The organism is Methylorubrum zatmanii (genome assembly GCF_014845115.1).
Classification (GTDB): Bacteria; Pseudomonadota; Alphaproteobacteria; order Rhizobiales; family Beijerinckiaceae; genus Methylobacterium; species Methylobacterium zatmanii.
This window is the reverse complement of sequence record NZ_NKUI01000272.1, coordinates 1-10,337: the sequence shown is the minus strand read 5'-3', so window position 1 is coordinate 10,337 and position 10,337 is coordinate 1. Positions and strand designations below refer to the sequence as shown.

The window sequence follows — 10,337 nt, the reverse complement described above, 5'->3', positions numbered from 1 at the left end:
GGCCAGGGTGCGGCCGGCGGCCTGGGCGATGGGAATGTCCTCGGCCTCGACCGGGCCGGGGATGGCGGCGAGAATCCTGTCGAGCGCCTCGGCGACGGGCAGCAGAGCCTTCAAGCCCCGTCCTCCGCGTGCCACTGCCCGGATTTGCCGCCTTCCTTCGACAACAGCCGGATGCCCTCGATGCGCATGCCGCGATCGGCGGCCTTGACCATGTCGTAGACCGTCAGACAGGCCACCGAGACGGCGGTGAGGGCCTCCATCTCGACGCCGGTCTGGCCCTGAACCTTCACCTCAGCGGTCAGCCGCAGGCCCGGCAGGGTGTCGTCCGGCTCGCAGGTCAGCCGCACCTTGGTCAGCAGCAGGGGATGGCAGAGCGGGATCAGCTCGTGGGTGCGCTTGGCGGCCATGATGCCGGCGAGCCGCGCGGTGCCGATCACGTCGCCCTTCTTGGCGTCGCCCTCCCGGATCAGCGCCAGGGTCTCCGGGCGCATCACCACCACGCCCTCGGCCACGGCGGTGCGCGAGGTCGCGGCCTTGTCCGAGACATCGACCATGTTGGCCGCGCCGGTCCGGTCGATATGGGTGAGGGTGGGGCCGCTCACCGGCCGGCATCCCCGAACAGCAGGGCCTTCGTGGCCGCCGTCACGTCGGCCTGCCGCATCAGGCTCTCGCCGACGAGGATGGTGTGGAGCCCGTGCTCCTTGAGCCGCAGCACCTCGGCATGGCTGCCGATCCCGCTCTCGGCCACCGCGATCCGGTCGGCCGGGATGCCGGGCCGCAGATCGATCGCCGTCTCGAACGAGACCTCGAAGGTCTTGAGATTGCGGTTGTTGACGCCGACGAGCCGGCTGCCGAGGGGGAGGGCCCGCTCCAGCTCCTCAGCGTCGTGGACCTCGACCAGGACATCCATGCCGAGATCGTGGGCGGTCTCGGTGATGGCGGCGGCCTCCGCATCGTCGAGGCAGGCCATGATGACGAGGACGCAATCGGCGCCCCAGGAGCGGGCCTCGTAGACCTGATACGGCTCGAACAGGAAATCCTTGCGCAGCACCGGCAAGGCGCAGGCCGCGCGGGCCTCGATCAGGAAGTCCGGCGCGCCCTGGAAGGAGGGCGTGTCGGTCAGCACCGAGAGACAGGTGGCGCCGCCGGCGGCGTAGGCCTCGGCCAGGGTCGCCGGATCGAAATCGGCACGGATCAGCCCCTTGGAGGGCGAAGCCTTCTTGATCTCGGCGATCAGGGCCGGCCGGCCCTCGGCGATATGCGCGGCGACGGCATCGGCGAAGCCCCGGGGCGGCTCGGCCTTGGCGACGAGCTTCTCGAGCTTGGCCAGGGGCAGGCGCAGCTTCGCCTCGGCGATCTCCCGGCGCTTGTAAGCCTCGATCCGCGCCAGCACGCTCGCCCGCTCCGGCGCCGTCGAGGCGGCACTGACGGTCACGTCGGCCACGATGTCGTCCATCGGTTGATCCTTCAAACCGGCTGAAGGCCGTCTATCACGCATTCGAAACGGCGACGAGACGGGCGAGGGTGGCCCGCGCGGCCCCCGAATCGATCGCCGCCTGCGCCCGGGCGACGCCCTCGGCCAGCGAGCCGGCGGCCTTCGCGACCACGAGGCCCGCGCCGGCATTCAGCACGGCGATGTCGCGGTAGGCGCTCGGCGTGCCCTCCAGGACGGCACGCAGGGCGGCGGCGTTGTGCTCGGGATCGCCGCCGCGCAGGTCGTCCAGAGTGACCAGCGGCAGTCCGACCTCGCGCGGGTCGATGGTGAAGCGGGACAATGCCCCGTCCTCCAGCGCCACCACGGCGGTCGGCCCGGTGGTGGTGATCTCGTCGAGCCCGTCCGACCCGTGCACGGTCCAGACCCGGCGGCTGCCGAGGGTCGCCAGCACCCGCGTCAGCGGCTCGGCCCAGGCGGGGCGCGAGACGCCGAAGACCTGCGCCGTGACGCCGGCCGGGTTCGAGAGCGGGCCGAGCATGTTGAAGATGGTGCGGAACGGCAATTCGCTGCGCACCGGCGCGACGTGGCGCATGGCGCCGTGATGCGTCTGCGCGAACATGAAGCAGAGCCCGGCTTCCGAGAGGCAGCGGGCCAGGGCCTCGGGCGGAAGGCCGATCTTGACGCCGAGCGCGGCGAGCACGTCGGCCGCGCCGGAGCGGGAGGTGGCGGCACGGTTGCCGTGCTTGGCCACCGTCACGCCGCAGGCGGCGGTGAGGATCGCGGCGAGCGTCGAGACGTTGTAGCTGCCCGAATGGTCGCCGCCGGTGCCGACGATGTCGATGGCCCCCTCGGGCGCCGCGACCGGCAGCATCCGCGCCCGCATCGCCGAAACCGCGCCGACGATCTCGTCCTCGCTCTCACCGCGGACGGAGAGGGCGGTGAGGAAGGCGCCGGCCTGGATCGGCGTGACCTCGCCCGACAGCAGGTCGTCGAAGGCGGCGCGGGCCTGCTCGCGGCTCAGCGCGGCGCCGGCCGCGACGGTCGCGAGATGGGATTTGAAGGCGTCCATCGGGATCGAAACTCTGTTCGAGCCCTCTCCCCTCCGCGGGAGAGGCCGGCCCACGATGCGGGTCGGGTGAGGAAAGCAACGGTTCCGGGATCACCCGAGCCGTCCCCCCTCCCCATCAGGGGACGGGAGTGGAGCCGTCAATGCACGCCGGGAACGCCCTTGTCACGCGCGGCGCGCCACGCCGCCGCGATATCGAGGAAGTTGCGCAGGATCTGCGTGCCGTGGTTCGAGAGGATGCTCTCGGGATGGAACTGCACGCCGTGGACCGGCAGTTCGCGATGCTGCAGCCCCATGATCAGCCCGTCCGCCTCGGCGGTCACCGCGAGATCCTTCGGGCAGCTCGCGCGGTCCACCACCAGCGAGTGGTAGCGCGTGGCCGAAAACCCCTCGTTGATGCCGCGGAAGATGCCCTTGGCCTCGTGGCAGATGGTCGAGATCTTGCCGTGCATGGGGGAGGGCGCGCGCACCACGTCGCCGCCATAGGCCTGCCCGATGGTCTGGAGCCCGAGGCAGACACCGAAGATCGGGATCTCGGCTCCCAGCTCCTTCACCACGTCGAGACAGATACCGGCCTCGTTCGGGGTGCAGGGCCCCGGCGACAGCACCAACGCGTCCGGCGCCCGCTCGCGGATGCCGGCCACGTCGATCTGATCGTTGCGCACCACGTCGATCCGCTCGCAGAGCGGGCCGATCAGGTGGACGAGATTCCAGGTGAAGGAATCGTAGTTGTCGATGACGAGGACGTTGGACATCGAACTCAGCCGTACACGCGAAATCAGATCCGCCCCTCATCCCGAGGCACCGCTCCGGCGGCCTCGCAGGATGGTCCAGCGCTTGCGCGGGATCTGGAGGATCCTTCGAGGCCCGCTGACGCGCGCCTTGGGATGAGAGATGAATCTTCGATCAAATGGCGTGGCGACGCAGCCGGGCCAAGTCAAGTCCGCTGCATCCGCAGACCATGATCGCTGATTGGCCGACAGGTGCGGCAGCGCGCATCCTCACCCCACCGAGCGGATCAGGTTGCACCTGTCGTCAATGCAACCGAACGCTATGGTGTTCCCGATGAAAACATTTCTGATCCGACAGCGACGATTGACGAGCGTTTTCGCTATCTTGCTCGGCTGGCTGCTTGGCTTCGAACTCTGGCATCGGGAGACGTTCACCGCTCCCTTGAAGGCTCCCATCGCGTTGTCGCTTGCGGGCAAGGTCGAGCAAGATATTCGCATCCGGCTCGAAGCGCCGCATGAACTGCGGATCGACTTCTCGGCCGGGACCCGGCCGCGCGACGAAGCCATGCAACTCGTAGGCAGAACTCTTTCATGTGGAAGCAAAACGCCGGAAAACCGATGTGATGTCGCAGTTCCCCTACGGTGGAGCCTAACGGACCCATCCGGAAAAATCCTGGCGTCTGGAGAAGGCGAGACGCACGGAATTACGAGTTGGGGATCGACCGACTTTACGCGAACCGTCGCTCGATCAATCCGCCTCCCGGTTGGCCGTTACCGTTTCAGCGCTTCAGTACTCCGCGACATTCCCGAATTCGACGGCATGATCGCTCACCTGTCATTCGGCTTGCCTGGCCTTAAAACATCGTACGGCTGGCAGAGCGATCTCGCCTTCTTTGGTGGCCTGCTGAACTTCTTCCTCATCCTTCCCATGATTGGAAGCTTTGGCATGATCTTACTCGGGCAAGCCGTCGCTGATTGGGCGGGCAAGCGCCGAAAGTCCTGACGTCACTTTCCCAAGCCGGACTTAATTATTGCCCCCGCTTCGCCCGGCTCGCGAACTGCACCGCATCCTCCGCCGCGCGGAACAGGGCCCGCGCCTTGTTCACGCATTCCTGCTGCTCGGAATGCGGATCGGAATCGTAGACGATGCCGGCGCCGGCCTGCACGTGCATGCGGCCGTCCTTCACGATGGCGGTGCGCAGGACGATGCAGGTATCCATCTCGCCCCGCGCCCCGAAATAGCCGATGCAGCCGCCATAGGGCCCGCGCTTCTCGCGCTCCAACTCGTCGATGATCTCTATCGCCCGCACCTTCGGCGCGCCGGAGACGGTGCCGGCCGGGAATCCGGCGGAGAGGGCCGAGAGGGCATCGTGCGCGGGGTCGAGGTCGCCCTCGACGTTCGAGACGATGTGCATGACCTGGGAATAGTATTCCAGGAAGAACGAGTCCGTGACGGTGACGCTGCCGATCTTCGAGACCCGGCCGACATCGTTGCGGCCGAGATCCAGCAGCATCAGATGCTCGGACCGCTCCTTCGGATCGGCCAGGAGTTCCTCTGCCAGGGCCTTGTCCTCGGCCGGGGTGGCGCCACGGCGGCGGGTGCCGGCGATGGGACGGATCGTGACCTTGTCGTCGCGCACCCGCACCAGAATTTCCGGGGACGAGCAGACGACCTGGAAACCCTCGAAATCGAGGTAGCACAGGAACGGCGCCGGATTCGTGCGGCGCAGGGAGCGGTAGAGCGCGAAGGCCGGCAGGGTGAAGGGCGCCTCGAAACGCTGCGACAGCACCACCTGGAAGATGTCGCCCGCGACGATGTACTCCTTCGCCTTGGCGACCATCGCCAGGAACTGGTCCGGCTCGGTGTTCGAGACCGGAGAGGGCAGGGGAAGGCTCGACACGTCCAGGCGTGCCTCGACCGGCAGCGGCCCTTCGAGGGCGGCCGCGACCCGGTCGAGCCGCTCCTGTGCCGCCTCCAGCGCCGCCTTGGCGCTGATGCCGGCGGCGGGGCGCACGGGCGTCACCACGGTGAGCGCGTCGGCCACCGCGTCGAACACCACCATCACCCGCGGGCGCACGAGGATCGCATCCGGCACGCCGAGGGGATCGGGATTGGGCTCCGGCAGACGCTCCATGGCGCGGACCATGTCGTAGCCGAGATAGCCGAACAGGCCCGCCGCCATCGGCGGCAGGGCGGCGCTCTCGGCATCGTCCCCCACCGCGCTCTCGGCGATCAGCGCCCGCAGCGATGCCAGCGGCGCCCGCTCATCGGCCACGAAATCGGTGAGCGCGGCGTCGCGGGCGATCTCAGGGCGCCCGTCGCGGCAGCGCCAGATCAGGTCGGGATCGAGTCCGATCATCGAGTAGCGCCCGCGCACCGCGCCGCCCTCGACCGATTCGAGCAGGAAGCCGGGGCCGGCATGACCCGCCTTCAGCTTGAGGAAGGCGGCGACCGGCGTCTCAAGGTCGGCCACCAGGGTCAGGCCGAGCAGGCTCGCCCGCCCGGCCTCGTAGGCGCGCGCCACCGCCTCGTGCGCAGGCTCGTTCATCGGCAGAACCTCAATACTCGCCGCCGAGGGCGCGGCGGAGGGCGGTCTGGTTGACGTTCACCCCCGCGCTCTTCTGCACCTCGGCGATGAACTCGCCGAGCACATCGTCGGCCAGAGCCGTGCGCAGCGACGTCACGAGCTGACGATCGCTCGGCGTGCCGGCGACGAAGGCCGGCACCGTCGCGGCGGTGACCTTGAACACCGCGCGGCCCTCGCCGGAGGGGGCGGACGCGGCCTTGCCCACGGGCGTCGTGAAGATGCGCTCGACGATGTCGCCGGAGAGGTCGTCCTTCGTCTGGTTGCGGCCGAGATCGGCCACCTGCTTCAGGGGCAGGCCGGTCTCCTGCGCCACGGCCTCGATCGCCTCGCCCTTCTCCAGGCGCTCGGTCAGTTCCTTGGACTTGGCGACGAGGCGCTTGGCGACCTCCGCCTGGGTCCAGCCCTTCACAGCCTCGTCGCGCACCTCGGACAGAGGCTTCTCATGGGACGGATCGATCTTGACGACGTCGTACCAGATCGTGCCGCCGGTCTTGGTGCGCAGGGCCTCGGTGTCGTTGCCGACATCGGCGCGGAAGGCGGCCGGCAGCGTCGTCTCCTTGTCCGGGATGCCCTCGACCGGCTTGCCCGACGGATCGTTGCCCTGGGCATCGACCGCCGGGATGCCGAGGAGCGTCAGCCCCCGATCCTTGGCGATCTCGGCCAAAGGCTTGGCCGAGGCGCGGGCATCCTCGATGGCGTCCTGCGCCTTGTCGAACTCACCCTCGCGGACGCGCCGCAGGGCGACCTCCTTGCGGATCTCGTCCTTCACCTCGTCGAAGGGCTTGATGTCGCCGGGCTCGATGCCGGTGACGCGCAGGAGCACGGTGCCGAAGCGGCCCTTGACCGGCTCGCTCACCTTGCCCTGCTCCAGGGCGAAGGCGGCGTTGCCGACCGCCGGATCGAACAGCTCGGACTTCGCCAGGGTGCCGAGGTCGAGCTGCTTCGGGTCGAGTCCGCGCTCGGCGGCCACCGCCTCGAACGGCGTCTCGCCGCTCTCGATCTTGGCCCGCGCCTCGTTGGCGGCGGCCTCGTCGGGGAAGCTGATCTGCTGGATCGTGCGCCGCTCCGGCTTGCCGAACCGGTTGCGGTTGGCCTCGTAGACCTTGCGGGCCTCCTCCTCGGACACCGCCTCGGGCTTGGCCATCGCCGTGGGGTCCAGCACCAGCAGGTTGAGGCTGCGGTATTCGGGGGCGCGGAAGGAGGCCTTGTTGTTGTCGTAGTAGGCGCTCAACTCCTCCTCGCTCGGGGCCGGGATCTCCCCCGCGGCCGAGGGGGCCAGCGTCAGCACGGCGGCGCTGCGGCGCTCGGTGCTGTAGCGGTGCACCGCCTCGCGGATGGCCTGGGGCACCGGGAGTTCGGCGACGATGGCGTCGGCGAGTTGCAGGCGGGCGATGACCGAGCGCTGCTCACGCACGAACATCGCCTCGTTCAGACCGGCCCGCTGCAGCGTCTGGTAGAACAGCACCCGATCGAAAGTGCCGTTGGCGTTCTTGAAGCTCGGCTCGTCCTGGATCGCCCGCAGCACCGCCGCGTCGGAGACGGCGAGTCCGAGATCGGTGGTCTTCTGGTCGAGGGCGGCCTCGGTGATGAGCTGGGAGAGCACCTGCCGCTCCAGGCCGAGCGAGCGAGCCTGATCCGGCGTCAGCGTCCGCTTGAGCTGGGCCTGATAGCGCTGGAGCTGATTCTGATAGGCGGTGCGCACCTCCTCGGCCGAGATCGGCGTCTTGCCGACCGTCGCGACGGTGGAGCTGGAGCCGCCACGGAAGAATTCCTCCACACCGAAGATCGCCACGCCGGCGATCAGGAAGGTGAAGATCACCGTCAGCACGACCTTGCCGAGCCAGTGCTGGCTGGCATTGCGAATGGACTGGAGCATCGGACGCCCGGGCCTACATCCCTTGAGGAGCCCCCACCCGCGTGAGGCAGGGCCGTTTGGGCCCCGCGATAGACGATTGGGACGGCTGCGCAAAGAGCATGTGGTTCCGGCGGCCGATATCCCCCTTGGGGTTGTTTGCGCGCCTAAGCTTGCTCTGGTAGGTCCGCCCAGGATCGTTCACAGCGTCATTCGAGATACGGAGAACCGCGAGACCATGGCAAGCGAGGGACGCCGTCCGCTGGTTGCCGGGAATTGGAAGATGAACGGGCTGCGTTCATCGATCGCGACGGTCGAGGCGATCCGGGACGGTCTCTCTCCGGCCCTCCTCGACAAGATCGACGTCCTGATCTGTCCGCCCGCGACGCTGATCTCCTCCTGTGTCGCGGCGGTCTACGGCACTCCCATCGCCATCGGCGGTCAGAACCTTCACGCCCGTCCGAACGGCGCCTTCACCGGCTCGATCTCGGCGGAGATGCTCGCCGATCTCGGCGCTTCTTACGTCATCGTCGGCCATTCCGAGCGGCGCGCCTACCATTACGAGACGGATGACGGCGTCCACGCCAAGGCCCTCGGCGCCCGGCGCGCGGGCCTGCGCGGCATCATCTGCGTCGGCGAGACCATGGAGGAGCGCCAGCAGGGCCGCGCCCTCGACATCGTGCGCGCCCAACTCGCCATCGGCCTGCCCAAGGGCGCCACCGCCGCCGACACGGTGGTCGCCTACGAGCCGGTCTGGGCGATCGGCTCCGGCCGCACGCCGACGCCGCAGGAGATCGCCGAGGTCCACGCCTCCTTGCGCGAGATGCTCGACAAGCTGGTCGGCGAGGAGGCCCACCGCATCCGCATCCTCTACGGCGGCTCGGTGAAGCCCTCGAATGCCCGCGAGTTGATGAAGGTCGAGAATGTCGACGGCGCGCTGGTCGGCGGCGCGAGCCTCGTCGCCGAAGATTTCCTGGGGATCTGCCGCGCCTACGAGGAGTGAGGCGGCTTCGCGCCTCAGAGCCTGTTTGCGTTCACTTGCTGGGCCAATCCCAATGTCCTCATGCTGAGGCGCTCGCGAAGCGAGCCTCGAAGCAATCCGGAACGGTCGATCCCATGACATTCCTCCGCTAATGGCCTCCGTCCGGCGGGAGAAGCGTCGCGGGGTGCTTCGAGACTGCTGGCGCAGCTCCTCAGCATGAGGACCGTCATGGACAGCAGATGAGATGCCTCAACAGGCTCTCAGAGCGGCAGCCGAAGCTCGTCCGGGTGGCGCAGGACGCTGCCGAAATGATGCCGCCAGAGTTCGGCCCCGAGCCCTCCCGAACGATCGAGGGATGAGCCGACGCTGAGCCATGCCAGCAGCGTCGGGCGCAGCCCGGCATCGAACAGCATGAAGCCCGCCGCGAGGCAGCAGGTTTCCGCCTGCACGCCGCAGACGAGGACGCGCTCCACGGCGCGGCTCCTGAGATCGTCGATCAGGGCGGCCGGCGGCAGATAGCCGTGCTTGACGAAGACCCGGTCGGCGGGGACCAGCGGCCTGTCATCCGCCGCCGGCTTCCAGCCGAGCTGCCGCTCGAACGGCGTCACCGTCTCGTCGTGCCGCTCGACCGTGGCGACGGTGTAGAAGCACCGGCTCAGCGCGGCGATGCCGGCGACGACGGGTTCAGGCACGGCAAAGCTCGCCTGCACATCGACGACGAGCAGGGCCTGCCTGTCCGGGGACGAAGAGGCGGTCAGCCTTCCTTCGCCGGGGCCTTCGCCACGGCCTCCCTGGTGCGCTCGATCATCGCCAGCACCGCGACATAGAAGGCCTGGGCGAGCGGGCTCATCGTATCGGGCCTGATCCGGTCGGACAGGGCCGCCTGCAACGCGTCCATCGCCTGCGCCCGTCCCGCCGGATCGGGCCGCTCCAGGGCGATGCGCAGCAGATCGGACTGGATGGCGGCCATCTCCTCGCGGTCGGCGCGGTCGATGAAGGCGGCAAGCCGCCCGGCTTCATGCTGAAAATCGCTCATCCGCGACACCTCGCACAGGCAGCCGCCCGATGACCATGCCCGCGCGGCCCGATGCGCGGAAGCGCCGCTCTCGGAATCGGGCCTTTGTCCAGAGCCGAACGACGAAGGCCGGTTGGCGCGACGGGCCAAACGGTGTAGGAGCCCCCACTTCGTGCGGCGGTTCCGCGGGCGCGCCGCTTTTGCGCGCGTCCGGGAGACGCGAAGCCGTGCACCGACAGCGTCCGCGTGAGCGGGCACCGGAAACGCCATGCAAACCGTCCTCATCGTCGTCCACCTCATCATCGTGCTGGCCCTCATCGCCGTGGTGCTGCTGCAGCGCTCGGAAGGCGGGCTCGGGCTCGGCGGCGGAGGCGGTGGCGGCGTCTCCGGCTTCATGACCGGACGCGGCCAAGCGAACGCCCTGACCCGCGCCACGGCGATCCTCGCCGCCCTGTTCTTCACCACCAGCATCACGCTGGCGATCATGTCCCACCGCAGCGCCGCGCCCCGCTCGATCCTCGACGGCACCGGCCAGCAGGGCCAGACGCAGGCCGACAAGCCGGTGAACGCGGACAACCTGCTCGACACCCTGCGCCAGGGCGGCGCCGGCCAGCCGGCCTCGGTGCCGACCAACGCGCCAGCCACCCCGGCCACGCCCGCTCCCGCGC

Annotated in this window: 11 protein-coding genes; 3 read left to right on the top strand and 8 right to left on the bottom strand. The window is 69.0% G+C overall.

All coding sequences use genetic code 11. The features are described 5' to 3' along the window. Positions 1–110 precede the first annotated feature (110 nt). The 4 genes from moaC to MZTS_RS23200 form a co-directional block, all read right to left on the bottom strand. Complete coding sequence (gene moaC, locus MZTS_RS23215) at positions 111–602, bottom strand: cyclic pyranopterin monophosphate synthase MoaC (RefSeq protein ID WP_192285599.1); 492 nt, start codon at positions 600–602, stop codon at positions 111–113. Next, positions 599–1,456: an indole-3-glycerol phosphate synthase TrpC gene (gene trpC, locus MZTS_RS23210; RefSeq protein ID WP_192285597.1), complete on the bottom strand. Its 858-nt coding sequence runs from the start codon at positions 1,454–1,456 to the stop codon at positions 599–601. The genes moaC and trpC overlap by 4 nt, the downstream gene beginning before the upstream one ends. 34 nt (positions 1,457–1,490) lie before the next feature. Then, positions 1,491–2,504 (bottom strand): anthranilate phosphoribosyltransferase, encoded by a 1,014-nt coding sequence (trpD, locus tag MZTS_RS23205; RefSeq protein WP_192285595.1) that lies wholly within the window; start codon positions 2,502–2,504, stop codon positions 1,491–1,493. Positions 2,505–2,641: 137 nt separating this feature from the next. Further along, positions 2,642–3,256, bottom strand: coding sequence for an anthranilate synthase component II (locus tag MZTS_RS23200; protein WP_192285593.1), 615 nt, complete (start codon positions 3,254–3,256; stop codon positions 2,642–2,644). Positions 3,257–3,566: 310 nt separating this feature from the next. Between MZTS_RS23200 and MZTS_RS23195 the strand changes: the two genes are divergently transcribed. After that, positions 3,567–4,235 (top strand): DUF5625 family protein, encoded by a 669-nt coding sequence (locus MZTS_RS23195; RefSeq protein ID WP_192285592.1) that lies wholly within the window; start codon positions 3,567–3,569, stop codon positions 4,233–4,235. 25 nt (positions 4,236–4,260) lie between these two features. On the opposite strand, the gene trpE is transcribed toward MZTS_RS23195, so the two are convergent. Together trpE and MZTS_RS23185 are read right to left on the bottom strand one after the other, a co-directional pair. After that, a complete protein-coding gene (gene trpE, locus MZTS_RS23190) occupies positions 4,261–5,781 on the bottom strand; it encodes an anthranilate synthase component I (protein ID WP_192285591.1) in 1,521 nt (506 codons plus the stop codon). Between the two features lie 10 nt (positions 5,782–5,791). Next, a complete protein-coding gene (locus MZTS_RS23185) occupies positions 5,792–7,696 on the bottom strand; it encodes a peptidylprolyl isomerase (RefSeq protein ID WP_192285590.1) in 1,905 nt (634 codons plus the stop codon). A gap of 214 nt (positions 7,697–7,910) precedes the next feature. Here MZTS_RS23185 and tpiA point away from each other — a divergent pair, with 214 nt between their 5' ends. Next, entirely contained in the window at positions 7,911–8,675 is a 765-nt protein-coding gene (gene tpiA, locus MZTS_RS23180) for a triose-phosphate isomerase (protein WP_192285589.1), read from the top strand. 239 nt (positions 8,676–8,914) lie between these two features. Here tpiA and MZTS_RS23175 read toward each other — a convergent pair whose 3' ends face one another. Next, on the bottom strand, positions 8,915–9,346 hold the full coding sequence (locus MZTS_RS23175) for a cysteine hydrolase family protein (protein ID WP_343068843.1): 432 nt from the start codon (positions 9,344–9,346) through the stop codon (positions 8,915–8,917). Positions 9,347–9,408: 62 nt separating this feature from the next. Next, complete coding sequence (locus tag MZTS_RS23170; protein WP_192285588.1) at positions 9,409–9,690, bottom strand: hypothetical protein; 282 nt, start codon at positions 9,688–9,690, stop codon at positions 9,409–9,411. 247 nt (positions 9,691–9,937) lie between these two features. On the opposite strand from MZTS_RS23170, the gene secG reads away from it, so the two are divergent. Then, on the top strand, positions 9,938–10,337 hold a 400-nt coding region (gene secG, locus MZTS_RS23165), incomplete at its 3' end, for a preprotein translocase subunit SecG (protein ID WP_192285587.1).